At 57.7% G+C, this 17,026-nt stretch carries 16 protein-coding genes and 1 riboswitch; of the genes, 12 read left to right on the forward strand and 4 right to left on the reverse strand.

Annotated elements, in window-relative coordinates; all coding sequences use genetic code 11:
• Nucleotides 1-9 precede the first annotated feature (9 nt).
• On the reverse strand, nt 10-1,440 hold the full coding sequence (tldD, locus tag BEN30_RS07340) for a metalloprotease TldD (protein ID WP_069957689.1): 1,431 nt from the start codon (nt 1,438-1,440) through the stop codon (nt 10-12).
• A gap of 192 nt (nt 1,441-1,632) precedes the next feature.
• A riboswitch (SAM riboswitch) is annotated at nt 1,633-1,710 on the forward strand.
• Between the two features lie 77 nt (nt 1,711-1,787).
• Between tldD and metZ the strand changes: the two genes are divergently transcribed.
• The 7 genes from metZ (at nt 1,788) to BEN30_RS07375 (ending at nt 9,720) form a co-directional block, all read left to right on the forward strand.
• Nucleotides 1,788-2,981, forward strand: coding sequence for an O-succinylhomoserine sulfhydrylase (gene metZ / locus BEN30_RS07345; RefSeq protein WP_069957690.1), 1,194 nt, complete (start codon nt 1,788-1,790; stop codon nt 2,979-2,981).
• Nucleotides 2,982-3,062: 81 nt separating this feature from the next.
• Nucleotides 3,063-4,409, forward strand: a complete 1,347-nt coding sequence (locus BEN30_RS07350; protein WP_069957691.1) for a TldD/PmbA family protein — start codon at nt 3,063-3,065, stop codon at nt 4,407-4,409.
• A 56-nt stretch (nt 4,410-4,465) separates the two neighbouring features.
• Entirely contained in the window at nt 4,466-5,212 is a 747-nt protein-coding gene (locus BEN30_RS07355; RefSeq protein WP_069957692.1) for a lysophospholipid acyltransferase family protein, read from the forward strand.
• The gene (locus BEN30_RS07360; RefSeq protein WP_245649013.1) at nt 5,209-6,555 is read left to right on the forward strand and encodes a 3-deoxy-D-manno-octulosonic acid transferase; all 1,347 of its coding nucleotides are present in this window, start codon (nt 5,209-5,211) and stop codon (nt 6,553-6,555) included. The genes BEN30_RS07355 and BEN30_RS07360 overlap by 4 nt, the downstream gene beginning before the upstream one ends.
• Nucleotides 6,542-7,576, forward strand: a complete 1,035-nt coding sequence (gene lpxK, locus BEN30_RS07365) for a tetraacyldisaccharide 4'-kinase (RefSeq protein ID WP_069957693.1) — start codon at nt 6,542-6,544, stop codon at nt 7,574-7,576. The genes BEN30_RS07360 and lpxK overlap by 14 nt, the downstream gene beginning before the upstream one ends.
• Nucleotides 7,569-8,468 (forward strand): lysophospholipid acyltransferase family protein, encoded by a 900-nt coding sequence (locus BEN30_RS07370; RefSeq protein WP_069957694.1) that lies wholly within the window; start codon nt 7,569-7,571, stop codon nt 8,466-8,468. The genes lpxK and BEN30_RS07370 overlap by 8 nt, the downstream gene beginning before the upstream one ends.
• A gap of 133 nt (nt 8,469-8,601) precedes the next feature.
• Nucleotides 8,602-9,720, forward strand: coding sequence for an OmpA family protein (locus tag BEN30_RS07375; RefSeq protein ID WP_069957695.1), 1,119 nt, complete (start codon nt 8,602-8,604; stop codon nt 9,718-9,720).
• A 21-nt stretch (nt 9,721-9,741) separates the two neighbouring features.
• On the opposite strand, the gene BEN30_RS07380 is transcribed toward BEN30_RS07375, so the two are convergent.
• Both BEN30_RS07380 and xseA read right to left on the reverse strand, forming a co-directional pair.
• Nucleotides 9,742-10,548: a M23 family metallopeptidase gene (locus tag BEN30_RS07380; protein ID WP_069957696.1), complete on the reverse strand. Its 807-nt coding sequence runs from the start codon at nt 10,546-10,548 to the stop codon at nt 9,742-9,744.
• Nucleotides 10,545-11,963, reverse strand: a complete 1,419-nt coding sequence (gene xseA / locus BEN30_RS07385) for an exodeoxyribonuclease VII large subunit (protein ID WP_245649014.1) — start codon at nt 11,961-11,963, stop codon at nt 10,545-10,547. Before xseA ends, BEN30_RS07380 begins: the two co-directional genes overlap by 4 nt.
• A 137-nt stretch (nt 11,964-12,100) precedes the next feature.
• On the opposite strand from xseA, the gene purD reads away from it, so the two are divergent.
• On the forward strand, nt 12,101-13,375 hold the full coding sequence (purD, locus tag BEN30_RS07390; RefSeq protein WP_069957698.1) for a phosphoribosylamine--glycine ligase: 1,275 nt from the start codon (nt 12,101-12,103) through the stop codon (nt 13,373-13,375).
• 8 nt (nt 13,376-13,383) lie between these two features.
• On the forward strand, nt 13,384-13,701 hold the full coding sequence (locus BEN30_RS07395) for a DUF1244 domain-containing protein (RefSeq protein ID WP_069957699.1): 318 nt from the start codon (nt 13,384-13,386) through the stop codon (nt 13,699-13,701).
• A gap of 336 nt (nt 13,702-14,037) precedes the next feature.
• On the opposite strand, the gene BEN30_RS07405 is transcribed toward BEN30_RS07395, so the two are convergent.
• Nucleotides 14,038-14,496 carry a nucleoside deaminase gene (locus BEN30_RS07405; protein WP_069957701.1) on the reverse strand — a complete coding sequence of 153 codons (459 nt, stop codon included), beginning with the start codon at nt 14,494-14,496 and terminating at the stop codon, nt 14,038-14,040.
• Nucleotides 14,497-14,573: 77 nt separating this feature from the next.
• Here BEN30_RS07405 and BEN30_RS07410 point away from each other — a divergent pair, with 77 nt between their 5' ends.
• From BEN30_RS07410 to rsmD, 3 genes are read left to right on the forward strand one after another with little or no spacing between them, the layout of a single operon-like run.
• Nucleotides 14,574-15,347 carry a gamma-glutamyl-gamma-aminobutyrate hydrolase family protein gene (locus BEN30_RS07410; RefSeq protein WP_069957702.1) on the forward strand — a complete coding sequence of 258 codons (774 nt, stop codon included), beginning with the start codon at nt 14,574-14,576 and terminating at the stop codon, nt 15,345-15,347.
• Complete coding sequence (locus BEN30_RS07415; protein ID WP_084005197.1) at nt 15,340-16,362, forward strand: pseudouridine synthase; 1,023 nt, start codon at nt 15,340-15,342, stop codon at nt 16,360-16,362. Before BEN30_RS07410 ends, BEN30_RS07415 begins: the two co-directional genes overlap by 8 nt.
• A 7-nt stretch (nt 16,363-16,369) precedes the next feature.
• Nucleotides 16,370-16,924, forward strand: a complete 555-nt coding sequence (gene rsmD, locus BEN30_RS07420) for a 16S rRNA (guanine(966)-N(2))-methyltransferase RsmD (protein ID WP_069957703.1) — start codon at nt 16,370-16,372, stop codon at nt 16,922-16,924.
• Nucleotides 16,925-17,026: the final 102 nt, after the last annotated feature.

Here is a 17,026-nt window from a genome sequence, read left to right on the forward strand (position 1 = left end):
GGCGGACCTTTACGACGCGGTGCCGCCAACCGTCAGGTTTTCGATGCGCATGGTGGGCTGACCAACACCGACAGGCACACTTTGTCCGTCTTTGCCGCACATGCCCACACCCGTATCCAGCTTCATGTCGTTGCCGATCATGGTGACGCGTTTTAAGTCTTCGGGACCGCTGCCGATCAAGGTCGCCCCCTTCACCGGAGCGGTGACTTTGCCATCTTCGATCTTATAGGCTTCGGTGCAGCTGAACACGTACTTGCCAGACGTGATGTCCACCTGTCCACCGCCAAAGTTCACCGCATAGAGACCCTTTTTCACCGACTGGATGATTTCCTGGGGGTCCAGATCACCGCCCAGCATATAGGTATTGGTCATACGCGGTACCGGGGCGTGAGCATAGCTTTGACGCCGCCCGTTGCCGGTGACGTCCATACCCATCAGGCGCGCATTCATGCGGTCTTGCATAAAGCCTTTCAAGATGCCGTCTTCAATCAGCACGGTGTTGGACGTCGGCGTGCCTTCGTCGTCAATGGTCAGAGACCCACGACGTTCATTCATCGTACCATCGTCAACCACCGTCACGCCCTTGGCCGCCACGCGTTCGCCCAACAGGCCCGCAAATGCCGAGGTTTTCTTGCGGTTAAAATCGCCTTCCAGGCCGTGCCCGACCGCTTCGTGCAGCAACACACCGGGCCAGCCGGGGCCCAGCACAACGGTCATTTCACCCGCAGGGGCGGGCACGCTGTCTAAGTTGACGATGGCTTGGCGCAAAGCTTCATCGGCGATATTGCGCCAGTTATCGGGGGAAATCCAATGCTGGTATTCCGCCCGTCCGCCGGCACCAAACGATCCGTTTTCCATGCGCCCGTCTTGTTCGACCACCACGGATACGTTGATCCGCACCAGCGGGCGAATGTCGGCGGCTGAACTGCCGGAACGCAGGACTTCAATCGCTTGCCAATTGCCAGCCAACGACACCGAGACTTGTTTCACCCGCGGGTCTTTGGCGCGCACGTAGGCATCAATATCGCCCAGCAGCTTGACCTTGGATTCAAACGCCATGCCTTGCAGGGGGTTTTCTTCGCCGTACAATTTAACGTTGGTGCCCTTGGGCGGTTCGGCCAACACGCCGCCTTGACCGCGACAAACCGATTGCACCGTTTGCCCGGCCCGTTTGATGGCCTCTTCGGACAATTCCGTGGCGTGCGCGTAGCCCGCCGTTTCCCCCGCCACCGCGCGCAGACCAAAGCCTTGCGCGGTGTCGAAATTCGCCGCCTTCAACTGTCCATCGTCAAACAACAAACTTTCCGATTGGCGATATTCCAAAAACAGCTCGCCGTCGTCAGCACCGTTCAAGGCGTCTTCAACGACATGTGTGATGCGATCACGATTCATCCCGGTGTTTTCAAAAAAGAGCCTGTTGGTGGTTGCGGTGAAGGACATGGGCGGTCTCCGATATTTCAACTTTGAACAGCAGCCCCCTCTATGACAGAGGGCTTTCACCACCGCAAGGGCAGCCCCACATATATGGGACGATTAGCCGCACTTTGCCACCACAAGCTCATACTCCAAGCAAAACCTGTCCTAAAAATCAATTCCCGACTTGACGGCGTGCATTTCGTCGGACATTTTAAACGCCATAAACGTGGTGATTTGGCCGGTCGGCTTGCGGCCACGTAAAACAATCCGCTAAAAGGCCGAAGCACAGCGAAAGCGCCCAAAAGGGCCGACAACATCTCGCCCTGGCCTTCGGTCCGGGCTTTTTTTGTTTGCTTTAAGGGAAAAACGACATGACCGACACTGATCAAACCAAATCCTGGCGTTCCGCCACACGTCAAGTGCGCGCTGGCCTGGAACGCACCGCCTTTGGCGAAACCAGCGAAGCGTTGTTCATGACGTCGGGCTTTGTTTACGACAGTGCCGAACAGGCCGAACGCGCGTTTACCGGCGAAGAAGACCACTACGTCTATTCGCGCTACGCCAACCCGACGCTGAGCATTTTTGAAAACCGTCTGGCCGCGGTCGAAGGGGCCAAGTACTGCAAAGGCACCGCCAGCGGCATGGCGGCGGTGTTTGCGGCCCTGGCAGCGCACCTCAAAACTGGGGATCGCGTCGTCGCGGCGAAGGCTTTGTTCGGCGCGTGTTACCACGTCATTCATGCCATTTTACCGCGCTGGGGTATTCAAGCCGAATTTGTCGACGGCACCGATTTAGATGCCTGGGCCAAAGCGTTGAGCACCCCTGCTCAAGCGGTGTTTTTGGAAACGCCATCCAATCCGGCTCTGTCGATCATTGATTTGGCTGCCGTGTCCGCCCTTGCACACAAAGCCGGGGCCTTGGTCATTGTCGACAACGCTTTTGCGTCCACGGTGTTGCAGCACCCCTTGGAACTGGGTGCCGACGTCGTCACCTACAGCGCCACCAAGCACATCGACGGCCAAGGGCGGTCATTGGGCGGGGCCATTTTGTCCAACAATGAAGAATACCTGGAAAACACCGTCGCGCCCTTTTTGCGCCAAACCGGCCCGGCGCTCAGCCCCTACAACGCGTGGATTTTGCTTAAAGGCCTGGAAACGATTGAACTGCGCGTCCAGCGCCAATGCGACAACGCGCTGCAAATTGCTCAGTTCCTCAGCACCCAAGACGCCATCGAAGAGGTCATCTACCCCGGCCTTGAAAGCCATCCTCAGCACCATTTGGCGATGAAGCAAATGTCTGGCAAGGGCGGCACCATCATTGCGTTTAACGTCAAAGGCGGCAAAGAGGGGGCGTTTAAGATCATGAACGGGTTGCAGATTATCGACATCTCCAACAATTTGGGAGACGTCAAAAGCCTCATCACCCATCCCGCCACCACCACCCATCAAAAAATGACCCCGGCCGAGCAACTGGATGCAGGGATTCGCTCCGGCACCATTCGTTTGTCGGTGGGAATTGAAGACGTGCGCGACTTGATTGATGATTTAAGCCAAGCGAGCACTTAATTCTTTTATCCGCGAGGCCTTGGCGTAGGCGGTTAATTCCCTTACATACACTCAGGACCAAAACCTGAAGTGGGAACCCTTATGCCCGATACCATTCAAGATAAGCTCAACTTGCTGCAAGACCTGATCAAGCGCGCCCAGGCCCAAGGGGCCGATGCGGCCGACGCCGTGTTCGCCCAAGGCACATCGCTGTCGTTATCGTGGCGCAAAGGCGAAGTTGAGCAACTGGAACGTTCAGAAGGCCAAGATTTGGGCCTGCGTGTGTTCGTCGGCAAATCGCAAGCCATCGTGTCGTCGTCCGATATCGGCAAAACCGCTTTGGACGAATTGGTTGAGCGCGCCGTGGCGATGGCCAAAATGGTCCCCGCAGACCCCTACGCGGGCCTTGCCGATCCCGATCAGCTGGCCACCGAATTCTTGGACTTCGACATGTTCGACCCGTCCCAACCCAGCGCCGAAGAGCTCACGGAAAGCGCGCGGGTGGCGGAAGAAGCGGGTTTGGAAGTTTCCGGCGTCAGCAACTCCGAAGGGGCCAGTGCGGGCTTTAGCCAATCGTCCATCGCGTTTGCCGCCTCCAACGGCTTTGCCCACACCTATCAGCGCTCCCGCCATTCCTTAAGTGCGTCCATGTTGGCGGGCGAAGGCACCGGGATGGAGCGCGATTACGACTACACCGGCGCGGTGTGGGCCGAAGACCTGCAAGGGGCAGCCGCCATTGGCCGCTCGGCGGGGGAACGCGCAGTGCGTCGTCTCAATCCGAAAAAAGCCAAGACCCAGCAAGTTCCGGTGGTATTTGACCACCGCGCCGCCCGCTCTCTGGTCGGACACCTGTCCAGCGCCATCAATGGGTCTTCGATTGCGCGCGGCACGTCGTTTCTCAAAGACAAAATGGGCGCTGATATTTTTGCCCCCTCCATCACCATTGTGGACGACCCGCACCGCATGCGCGGCTTGCGCTCGGCAGCATTTGACGACGAAGGCATTGCCACGCAAAGGCGCAACATCATCGATCAAGGCAAGCTCACCACCTGGCTCCTGGATCTGCGCTCGGCCCGTCAACTGGGCTTGCACTCAACCGGCCATGCCGGACGTGGCGTGTCCAGCCCGCCGTCGCCGGGAGCATCGAACCTCTACTTACAAGCGGGCGAGCTATCGGTGGCGGACTTGATCAAAGACATCAAAGCGGGCTTTTTGGTCACCGAACTGATCGGCATGGGCGTGAGCACCGTCACGGGGGATTATTCCCGTGGCGCCAGCGGCTTTTGGATTGAAGACGGCGAAATCGCCCATGCGGTGTCCGAAGTCACCGTCGCCGGGCATTTGAAAGATATGTTTATGAGCATGACCCCGGCAAACGATCTCAAATTCCTCTATGGAGTTGACGCGCCAACGGTCCGCATTGAGGGCATGACCCTGGCCGGTGCGTAACGGGCAACGGGCAACGGGCAACGGGCAACGGGCAACGGGCAAAGAGGACCCCTTAAGTGAAACTGCACAAGCGCATCTTAGAAAAGACCTGGGCCCAGTCTCTGGTGTCGTTTCTCATTGCCCGCTACCTGCGTTTTGCTCACGCCACCAGCCGCTGGGAAGTGCGCGGTTGGGACATCATTCAAAGCCAATACGACGCCGAACAGCCCATCATCGTGTGCTTTTGGCACGCGCGCATGATCATGGCGACCTTTGGCTGGCAGAACACGGTCCAACTGAGCATGCTCAGCACCCCCCATCGTGACGGAAAAATCGCCGCCATGACCTACAATCGCCTGGGCATCAAAACCATTTGGGGGTCGACCAAAAAGGGCGGTGCTGAGGCAGCCCGCGCCATGATCCGCGCCCTCAAAGCCGGTGAAGTGATCGCCATCACCCCCGACGGCCCCAAGGGGCCGCGCCAACGCATGCAACTCAGCGCAATCAACATCGCGCGCATGAGCGGGGCCAAGCTGGTGCCCGTCACCGCCGCTTCATCGTCCAGCAAAATTCTCGGCACCTGGGATCGGCTGCAAATCCCCACTCCGTTTAGCCGCGGCGTGATCTCAATCGCCCCGCCCATCGATGTGCCGCGCAAGGCCAGCGCAGAAGACTATGAAGCCCTGCGCCATTCGTTTGAAGAGCGGCTCAACACCATGACCCAGGACTTAGATGCCGAGTTCGGCTTGCAAACGCCAGAACCTGCCCCATTGCCCACCGCGTTGCCTGCTGAGCGCCCCGTTGACGGGGAGCACGCGCCGTGAAGCTGTCCTTTTACCGCATGGCGACAACCCTGGGCGGACCGCTGATTCGCTTGTACTTAAACCGTCGCCTCAAACACGGCAAAGAAGATCCGCTGCGCTTTAACGAACGTCTGGGCATCACATCGATCCCCCGTCCGAACGGCCAAGTGGTGTGGATGCACGCCGCCAGTGTGGGGGAAGCTTTGTCGGTTTTGCCCCTGGTGGAGCGGATCTTTAAGGCATTTCCCGACTGGTCCGTATTGATCACCACCGGCACCGTGACATCGGCACGTATCATGGCGGAACGCCTGCCCGCCCCCGCCATCCACCAATATGTGCCCGCAGATACCAGCCGTTATGTGCGCCGTTTTTTGGAACATTGGCGACCCGATTTGGCGCTCTGGGTGGAAAGCGAATTTTGGCCCAACTTGGTCATTGAAACCCGTGCCCGCGCTGTGCCCATGGTGGTGGTCAACGGGCGCATGTCGAAAAGCTCCTACAGCGGCTGGCAAAAACGCCGCGCCATGATCGGACGCATCTTAGCGGCGTTTAAACTGGTGCTGGCGCAAAGCGATACGGATGGTGCCCGGTTTGAAGGTTTGGGCGCAAAGGCCGTCCAGGTGCCGGGCAATCTCAAATTTGCCTCGCTGCCCCTGCCTGCTGACGAATCGGCCCTCGCAGAGCTCTCCACCTCCATCGGTGAGCGACCAAGATGGCTGGCGGCCTCCACCCACGCGGGTGAAGAAGCCGTGTGCGGTCGGGTCCATCAGGCGCTGAAGGCAAAATGGCCCCAAGTGCTGAGCATCATCGTGCCGCGCCACCCCGATCGCGGCGCAATCGTGGCCGCAGAACTGACGGATCAAGGCCTCTGCGTCCGACGCCGCAGCCTCAACGAACCGATTGACGATACGACCGATATTTACATCGCCGACACCATGGGTGAGCTGGGTTTGTTTTATCGCTTGTGCGAAATCGTATTTATAGGCAAAACCTTGTCCATCGTCAGTGCGGACGGCAAAATAGCGGGGGGTGGGCAAAATCCCATTGAGCCCGCAATGTTATCAAGCGCCCTGATTTTCGGCAAAGACATGAGCAACTTCGAAGATATATCATGCACTTTGGCCAAAGCAGGTGCGGCCCGTTGGGTCGCTGATGAATCAGAACTCGCCGCTGCAGTTGAGACCTTCATGAACGACCCACACCTTTGTCAACAAGCCGCAACTGCGGCCTTAACGACCGCCAGATCCGAAGCCGACGTTTTAGATCGGATCATAATGGCCCTTGCCCCTTTTTTCACAAGAACACCGCCAACACCACAGCAAGACGGTGATAAACAAGGAGGCTCCTCCCATGCGCGCGCCTGATTTTTGGGATCGCACGACCGACGGCTTACTGCCCACCTTTTTGCGCCCCCTAGGCTGCATTGCGGCGGGTATCGGCACCCTGCGACGCAAGGCCGCAACTCCTTGGCGCGCTCCGGTTCCGGTGATCTGCATTGGCAACTTGGTGGTCGGCGGGGCCGGTAAAACTCCGGTCGTGATCGACATTGTGACACGCCTCAAAAAACAGGGTGTTGACGCGCATATCGTCTCGCGCGGTTATGGCGGCTCCGAACTTGGCCCGGTGCGCGTGGACGTCAGCACTCACACCAGCTTAGAGGTTGGTGATGAGCCCTTGTTGTTGGCGCGCATCGCCCCCACCTGGGTTGCCCGCGAGCGCCGCATTGCCATTGAAGCCGCCGTTCAAGCGGGGGCCCAGATCATCATCATGGACGACGGCTTTCAAAACCCCAGCGTTGAAAAAGATTTTTCCATCTTGGTAGTGGATGGCAGTTACGGTTTTGGCAATGGCCGGGTGATGCCTGCCGGGCCGCTGCGCGAAACCATTGAAAGCGGCTTGGCGCGCACCGATGCCGTGGTGTTACTGGGCGCGGATGAAGCCGACGTCTGGTGGCGCGTGCGCAGTCTGGGCTTTAAAGACATGTCGGTCCTGCGCGCAAAGCTCGAACCCGTTGGCAATTACGCCGACCTGAAGGGTCAAAAGATCGTCGCTTTTGCGGGTATCGGGCAGCCTAAAAAGTTTTTCAAAACGTTGGAGGGTCTGGGCTGCAAGCTGGCCGATTGTCATGCATTCGACGACCATCACCCCTATTCCGAGGCGGAAATTCTCTCGATCCTCGCCAACGCCGTGGAGTTGCCGGTGCTGACCACCGCCAAAGACCATGTGCGCCTCAGCCCCAAACACCAAAAGCGCATCCGCGCCATCAACATTCAACTCACCTGGAAAATCACAGGTGAGGTCGATGCCATGCTGGCCCCGTTGGTGGAAAGCGCGCTGTCGGACACGCCAGCTCAGGTCAACGTTGAATCGAGCCCGAATGCCTAAACCCGTTTCGCCGCTCAACACCCGCAAACCCACCTTTGTCGATTTCATCGGCGCGGGGGTTGCGCGCGGCGGGGTGTTTGTCTTGCGGTTGTTGCCGTTCGCCTTGGCCTCGGCTATCGGTGGCGTGTTGGCGTCAACCTTTGGACCATTGCTCAAACCCTCCAAAGCCGCACGGATAAATTTGTCTTTGGCGTTTCCCGATAAAGGCGAGGCGGAGATCGAACAAATTTTACGCCAAGTGTGGGAAAATATGGGCCGCACCGCCTTTGAGTTCGCCCAAATGGACCATCTGCTGAGCGACACCGGCAAGAAAAGGGTCTATATCGAAGGTCAAGACAATCTTGACGCGGCCCTTGGGTCGGGAAAGCCTGTGCTTTTTTTCAGCGCCCACTTGGGCAACTGGGAACTGTTGCCGGTTTCGGCGGGCATCCTTGGTTTTGGCGTCCATGTGTTTTATCGCGCCCCCAACAATCCGTTGTTGCAAGACGTGTTCACGCGGCGCTCCTCTCCTGGTGAATTGATCCCCAAGGGTGCACCCGGCGCCAAGCGTGCCTTTACGTTGCTCAAGCGGGGCGAAAACTTAGGCATCTTGGTCGACCAAAAGCTCAACGACGGCATTGCCGTGCCGTTTTTTGGCCGCGACGCCATGACCGGGACCGCCTTGGCCGAATTCGCGCTCCGCTTCGATGCTCCGATGGTGCCCATTCAATGCATCCGTCTGCCCGGTGCACGCTTTAAAGTGATTTACCATCCGGCCCTGAAAGTCACCCCCACGGGCGACAAAAAAGCCGATGTGCGCACCATCATGACGGACGTCAACGCGACCTTGGAACGCTGGATCGCCCAGCACCCCGGCGACTGGCTGTGGCTGCACAAACGCTGGCCCGTCTAACCCCCCCGTTCCCTCAACACCCCTCACAACCACAACATAGAGTATGAACACATCCGTCTTAACGGATTTTTTAGGCAATCGCCGCATATTCTGGATGATTCTAAATTGTAGTCATCTGAAATGTGAGAGCTGAATGCGCAGTCCAATAGCGTCAATTGCCATCGTCGTTTGCACCAGTCTGACGACCGTCACCCCTGCTCAGGCCGCCGACACATTTTATGGCGGTGCCGCTCTCGGATTATCCAGCAGTCCCGACACCAAAGCGTCTGGCACCAGCGGGGGCACCGTTCAGTTTGACAATTCCACCGTTGGCGCAGCCTTTGTTGGTTATGATTTCGCCAACAACTGGCACATCGAAGGCGAACTTTCCCGGCGCGCTGCCGGCCTCAATACAGTTGCAGGCACGGCAGCCAGTGGCGAAACCTTGGTAACCAGCTTGATGGTCAACGCGATTTACGATCTTGATCTCGATCTCGATTTTGCAGCCAAGCCTTATGTTGGTGTCGGCGCGGGCGTCAGCTCCGTTGAAATGGACAACGCAACGCCCTTTGGCGGTTCCACACTCAACACTTCCGATACGGTTGGGGCGGTGCAAGCTATTGTCGGCATCAGCTATGCTCTCAACGATCAAATCGATCTTTTTACGGATTACCGCTATTTCACCACGGCCAAAGCAGACTTTTCCACCCAAAATGGCGCCAAAACGTCGATGGATTATTCGGCCCACAGCGCCATGATTGGCGTTAAGTTCTCATTTGGCGGGGCCTCCACACCCCATGCCCTCGTTGCAAACAAAGCGGACACCTCCCTGCAGGCCGAGACCTCAAGCCTTGCCGCCAATCAGGCCGAGCCTTCCGCTGGAGAGTCCTCAAAGACTGAAAAGGATCAAGAAATTGCGTCCGCAGCGCCAGCGTACAGCGCCACCGAAACCTACGTGGTTCACTTCGCCTTGAACAAAGCCGATATGTCGCCCGAAGCGGTGGCGGTCATCGAAGACGTGGCGGCCAAGGCAAAGGCCATGCAGTTGATTCGCATCGACTTAAGCGGCCACACGGACAGCGCGGGCGATGCAAACTATAACTTGGCCCTGTCCAAACGCCGGGCAGAAACCGTTAAGACCGCGTTTGTCGCCTTAGGCTTTCAAGCTTCGGAAATTTTCATCAAAGCCATGGGCGAAGCCGAACCCTTGATCGCGACGCCGGATAATGCCTACCAGCCGAAGAATCGTCGCGTCGAAATCGTTCTGCCTTAACCACATTCTGATATTCGCGGATCACTTCATCATAGGTCCGGCCGCCAATTGAGGATCCACGTGGACCGCTTTCCACGTCAGCCCCCAATGCAGGTGCGGTCCGGTGGCGCGACCTGTTTGGCCCACCGTACCCAAGGCATCGCCCTGGCTCAGAACTTGGCCTTCAATGACAAAGATATCGTCCATGTGGGCGTAGACGGAGGTCAGGCCCAAGCCGTGGTCAATCATCATCGTCTTGCCGGTGTAAAACATGTCATCCGCCACCAGCGCCACCACGCCGTCGGCGGGGGCTTGAATGATCGAGCCCCGGGGGGCGGCGACGTCGACGCCGTTATGCGGGCTTTTGGGGGTGCCGTTCAAGATGCGTTGCGATCCAAACACGCCCGATATCGGACCGCTGACGGGCCAGTGAAAACCCGACAAAAAGCGTGGATCGGTGCTCATGGAACTCCGCACCGCGCCGATTTTGGCGTTATCGGCTTTGATGTGGGCGACATCAGCGGGATTTGGCGTCACTTTTCGCGTCGGCAAGCCGTCGATACGCTGAACTTGATAGGTTTGCTTGGCGATGGACAGGGTTTGCTCTTCGACGGAGCCCCCTGGCCCTAAAACTTTGAGCCGAGCCCTAGGCTCGGCATCGCGGGAAAAGCCCATGACAAACGCCCCATTGGCGGCCACGGCCACAGTTTGGCCGTCCAACGTCACAACACTGCCCGGTTGAACTTGCCCCACCACCAAGCCGCCCTGCGCCAAGGTGCCGTTCAGCTCCACAGCCTGGGCCGCAAAAGGCAGTGCAAAAAACGTACACAGAACCAGAAAAAATCTCACAGCAAACTTCCTTGACGGGTGTCATCTTTGGCAGACGGCTGGGGTTTTTGGGCTTTTTTGGGTTTTGCCGGAGCCTCTCCGGTCACCCGCGCCGCGATATCGCCGCCCTTCATCTTAACCAAGATATCATCGCCGGGGGCCAGGGACTTGGCATCGGTGACGGCCTTGCCTTTGGCGTCGGTCACCAAGGCAAAGCCCCGGTCCAAAACCCGTTCATACGACAACCCATCGAGCAAACGCGCCGTCTGCTCCAAATGGCGTCGGCGCGCTTCGCCGATTCGTCTGGCCGCACGCAGCAAGCCATCGCCCCGGCTGCTCAAGCGTTCAAACCCATAAGCGATGCGCGCGCGTGGGGAACTGAGTGCGCCGGCCACCTCGGCCAAGCGGCGGTGCCTTCGGTTCACCCCCGATTGCAAGCTGGTGCCCAAGCGATCGCCCCAATCGTCCAAGCGCTGGCGCTGGTTGGCCATCAAGGTGTTCAAATCGGGCAAGCCCCGCGACAAGCCTTGCAGGTGCGACCTGTAATCCGCCACCAAACGCCCGACGGCACGGATCAACCGGGCGCTGTCGTCTTGCACTTGCGCCACCAGTTCTGAACGCACCGGAACCGCCATTTCCGCAGCCGCCGTGGGCGTCGGCGCACGCAAATCCGAGGCGAAATCGATCAAGGTGGTGTCGGTTTCATGACCCACCGCGCTGATCAGCGGAATTGCGCTTTCAAATGCGGCGCGAACCACGATTTCTTCATTAAAGGCCCACAAATCTTCCAACGAGCCGCCGCCCCGCGCAACGATCAACACATCGGGCCGAGGAATCGGACCATCCGGTTTCAGGCGGTTAAAGCCAGCGATGGCGTTGACAATCTGCTGGGCGGCGCCGTCGCCTTGAACCAACACCGGCCACACCAGCACGCGGCGCGGGAAACGGTCGTTCAAGCGGTGCAAAATATCGCGTATCACCGCCCCGGTGGGCGACGTCACCACCCCGATGACCTCGGGCAACATGGGGATGGGTTGTTTTTGATCGGCGTCAAAAAGACCCTCGGCGGCCAGCTTGAGGCGGCGGTCTTGCAGCAATTTCAGCAGCGCGCCTTCACCGGCGACTTCCATGGATTCGACGACAATCTGATAATTTGAACGCCCCGGATAAGTGGTGAGTCGCCCCGTGGCGATGACTTCCAGGCCGTCTTCGGGCTCAACAGACAAGCGCGCCGCCGAGCCGCGCCAGCACACCCCGTCCAAAACGGCCTCGTCGTCTTTGAGGCGAAAATAGAGGTGACCCGAGCCCGCGCGCTTGAATCCGGAGATCTCCCCACGCACGCGAACGAACGAAAACGAATCTTCGACAACCCGTTTTAAGTGGGTCGAAACTTCCGATACCGAAAAAATCGGTGCATTTAAGCCATTTTCTGTCATTTCGTACTTCATACGTCCGGTTAGCTATTCACTCGCGCTCGACAGTATGTATGATACATTCACGCACGGCAAAAAAAGTCGTGAGCAAAAATGTAAATTCTTGGAAGAATTCAATTGAGTCGGGGAGGCTTTTGCCGATGAAGGTTTTGGTGGTTGGTTCGGGTGGGCGCGAACATGCGCTGTGTTGGGCGATTTCGAAATCTCCTAAATGCGACAAGCTTTATGCTGCACCGGGCAATGCCGGAATTGCGGATGTTGCCGAATGCGTCAAAATCAAATCCGATGACGTGGACGGCATCTTAAAATTCGCCAAGGCAGAAAAAATCGACTTTGTCGTCGTCGGACCGGAAGCGCCCCTGGTGGCGGGTCTGGTCGATAAGCTGGAAAGCGTCGGCATAAAAGCCTTTGGCCCGTCTAAAAAAGCGGCCCAATTGGAAGGCTCCAAAGCCTTCATGAAAGATTTGCTGGCGAAATACAACATCCCCACCGCCGCATACGGCGTATTCGATGAGCCCGACGCGGCCAAAGAATTCATCATGAAAATGGACTGCCCCGTGGTTGTCAAAGCCGACGGACTGGCGGCTGGCAAGGGCGTCATTGTCTGTCACAACAAAAATGAAGCCTACGCTGCCATTGATCATATCATGATCGAACGCGCCTTTGGCGATGCTGGCGACGAAGTGCTGGTTGAAGAATTCATGCCCGGCGAAGAAGTCAGCTTCTTTGCCCTGGTGGACGGCAACTCGGCCGTCGCCATGGCATCCGCCCAAGACCACAAAGCCGTGCACGAAGGCGATGTCGGCCCCAACACCGGCGGCATGGGGGCTTATTCCCCCACGCCCGTGGTGGACAAAGCGCTGCACAAAAAAATTATGGAAACCATCATCCAACCCACCATCGACGCCATGGCCGCTGAAGGCTGTCCTTACAAGGGCGTGCTGTTCGCGGGTTTGATGATCGCCAACGGTGAGCCCAAAGTTCTGGAATACAACGTCCGTTTTGGCGATCCGGAATGCCAAGTGCTGATGGCGCGGATGAAATCCGATGTGCTCGAAGCGCTGTTGGCATGTGCAAACGGCACCCTGGCCAAAACCTCCATCACGTGGAAAAAAGACACCGCCCTGGTGGTGGTGATGGCCGCAGACGGTTATCCGGGTCACTACGCGACGGGCTCCGAAATCAACAATTTGGGCGATGCCCGGGCGATTAAGGGGGTGGAAATCTTCCACGCCGGAACCAAGTTCAAAGGCAAAAAGGTGATCTCCGACGGTGGTCGCGTTTTGGGCGTAACGTCCACGGGCAAAACCGTCAAAGACGCTCAGGACAAGGCTTACCAAGCCGTCGATGCGATCAAATGGCCGGAAGGTTTTTGTCGTCGCGATATTGGCTGGCGGGCGCTGGAACGCGAATAGGACTTCCCATGGATGAGCAAACCCGCACCAACCTAGAAGCCGCCGCATGGCGAAGCTTTGTCGGTCACCTGCAAAAGCGCACCGATGTGCAAAACATCGACTTGATGAACCTGTCCGGCTTTTGCCGCAACTGCCTGTACAAGTGGCTGCTGGCGGCGGCCGAGGAACAAGGGGTGCCACTCAGCAAAGACGACGCCATCCAAGCCGTCTACGGCATGAGCATTGCCGAGTGGAAAGCCAACCACCAGACCAAGGCGTCTGAAGAGCAGTTGAAATTGTTTGAAGACACCAAACCGCTGCATTCGGAAATCAGCGGGCATAAATAGGTTCACAACGCCAACCCGGCACCGTCCTGTATCGAAGGCTAATTCTTCGACACAGTTAGACAAAAAAGGTGCTCACATGGCTTGTTATATCGTCAACCGCAACGCTCAAGACAACGGCCAACACGAAGTGCACACGGAAACGTGCACCACGTTGCCCGATTTAGACAATCGAATCCCGCTCGGATCGCACACCAGCTGTCATGGGGCTGTGGCAAAAGCCAAAACGATTTTTCCCACGGCTGATGGCTGCGCGAACTGTTGCCCAGACTGTAATACCGGTTGATCCATCAGACCCACCGTCATGGCCGGGGATGACGTTTGAGGTCAGAAAGACGCTTAGCGTTTTTCGCGAAAAAAGGTTTTCAACAACTCTGCCGCCGCCGCTTCGTTGAGGCCGCCATAGACTTCGGGGGCGTGGTGGCAGGTTGGTTGTTGGAACATCGCCGGGCCGTGTTCGACACCGCCCATTTTGGCATCATAAGCACCGAAATAAACGCGGCGAATGCGGGCGAACGAAATGGCCGTGGCGCACATGGCGCAGGGCTCCAAAGTGACGTAGAGATCCATGCCGTTCAACCGCGCCGAGCCGATTTTGCTGGCGGCAGCGCGAATTGCCAACAGTTCGGCATGGGCGGTGGGGTCGCTCAATTCTTCGGTGCGGTTGCCTTCGCGGGCCAAAACCGTTTCGGTTTCAGGATCGACAATCACACAGCCGACCGGGACCTCACCGCGTTCAAACGCGTTTTGAGCTTCCAACAGGGCCATTTCCATATAGGTTTCGCTGCGATTGTTCATGGTCTCAAGGTGCAATTGCACGACTTCTACGTCAAGTCTTCTTGCTCCAAACCCTTTGGCCCCGTACATTCCCCCCTATGACACATGATTCACACACAGATTTGATCACCCCCGTCATCGGCATTCCGCTCGACAGCGACACCGGTGGCGCGGATCAGTATTCCAAGTTTCCTTGGTATGCGTTGCGCCACAACTATATTTCGGCGGTGGTGAAGGCCGGAGGGCTGCCATTGTTGCTGCCCCACGAACCCAGCTTGCTCGACATCTATCTCGACGACATCGACGGGTTGCTCATCACCGGCGGCAATTTTGATGTCGATCCCGCCCTTTACGGCCAAACCATCGTCCACGATAGCGTCACCACCAAAGACGATCGCACCTCGTTTGAAATGGGCATGCTGCAAGGGGCGCTGAAACTCGATGTGCCGATCTTGGGCATTTGCGGGGGTCAACAGCTGATCCATGTGGCGCTGGGCGGCACCTTGGTGCAGCATATCCCCGACGAATTTCCGGGGTGTTTAGCGCACGAACAGCCCAATCCCCGCGACCAGGTCAGTCACAACGTCGAGATCACCAAAGGCACCTTGCTCGATCAGATCATTGGCCAGCCCCACATCCAGGTGAACAGCGCGCACCACCAAGCGGCCCGTGATGAACCTGCTGGCGTGCGCATCAACGCCCGCGCGCCCGACGGCGTCATTGAAGGCTGTGAGGCCATCAACATGAGCTTTTGTCTGGGCGTGCAATGGCATCCAGAATTTGAAATCACCCCCGCGGACTCGCGCATCATGGCCGCTTTTGTTGAAGCCGCACGCGTTTACGCCATCGATCGGGACAACAGCTATGACTGATCAAGACGACATCCAAGACGCTCCCGAGGACCCCACCGAAGACGACGTTAACAACGCAGCCTCAGATGAGGCTGACAAAGGCGAACGCATTGCCAAAGTGATCGCCCGCGCGGGACTGTGTTCCAGGCGCGACGCGGAACGCCTGATCGAAGAGCGACGCGTCAAGGTCAACGGCAAACTCATCGACAGCCCCGCCACCTTTGTCAGCGACCCGACCACCGTCGTTGTCGACGGCAAACCTTTGGCCGCCCCCGTTGAACCCCAATTGTGGCGTTATCACAAACCGCCTGGACTGGTCACAACGCACAAGGACGATCAAGGCCGCGAGACGGTGTTTGATAAATTACCCCGCGAAGCCGGACGGCTGGTCTCGGTGGGACGCCTCGATCTCAATTCCGAGGGTCTGTTGCTGCTGACCAACGACGGCGGGCTGGCGCGCGAATTGGAACTGCCATCCAACGACTGGGTGCGCACCTACCGGGTGCGGGTGTTTGGTTTTGTCGATGACGAAAAGCTGGCCGCATTGAAGGCGGGCATCACCCATGACGGCGTGACCTATGGGTCCATCAATGCGCGCATTGAAAAGAAAACCGGGCGCAATGCGTGGCTGATCGTGTCGCTGACGGAAGGCAAAAACCGCGAAATTCGCCGCGTCATGGAATACCTGGAACTCCAGGTGAACCGCTTGATCCGCACCAGTTACGGACCGTTTCGTCTCGACAACCTGCAACGCGGCGACCTGCAAATGATTCCGCGCCGCCAGATGATTGATCAGTTGGGCGGCAAGCTTGATGGCTCCGGCATACCGATCAAAATGACCAAAACGGGTTGGGCCAAAGCCAAACCCAAATCCAATGCCAAGCCGAAATCGAAGCCACGGCCAAAACCCCAGGGCTCAAAACCCCTTAGCTCAAAACCTCAGGGCACAAAACCTTGGGACACAAAACCTGCGGGCAAGGGGCCGGTTAAGTCCAAAGGCCCGCAACGCAAGCCCCGCACGTCGTCGAGCGCGTGAGCGGCCCATGCGCATCGTCAGCGGCAAACACAAAGGTCGCCCGCTAGCAGCCCCCAAAGGTCGCGATACCCGGCCAACCTCGGATCGCGCCCGCGAGGCGATGTTTAACGTTCTTGAACATTTGCCCGACAGCCCCGCCCTGTCCGGTGCACGGGTCATCGACGTGTTCGCAGGCACCGGTGCGTTGGGGTTGGAGGCTTTGTCCCGCGGTGCCGCCCATGTCGTTTTTGTCGAAAACAACAGAGCCGCCCTCGACGTGCTCAAAGCCAATATTCAAACATTGGGCGAAGGTGCAAACACCTCCATCCTGCCCATCAAAGCTGCGTCCTTGGGCATGCCCAATGCAGCCGTTGACTACGCCTTCCTAGATGCCCCTTACGCCAAAAACTTAACAGAACCGACCTTGCACGTTTTGGCGACGCTGGGCTGGTTGAACGAAGGTGCGATCATCTTGGTCGAAGTTGCCCAATCTGAGAGCTTAACACCACCACCCCAATTTTCCTTACTCAAAGAAAAAACCTATGGTGCGGCTCGCGCTGTATTTCTACGATTTTTCCGATAGTATGAGAAATTCTATTTAACACACCCCAGTAGTATTAGTGTTCTATCATCTATTTTCGAGACGTAATTAATTGCACTATTTTTGTGTGGATTTTGTTCTGGA

Origin of the sequence: Magnetovibrio blakemorei (assembly GCF_001746755.1) — a bacterium.
Classification (GTDB): Bacteria; Pseudomonadota; Alphaproteobacteria; order Rhodospirillales; family Magnetovibrionaceae; genus Magnetovibrio; species Magnetovibrio blakemorei.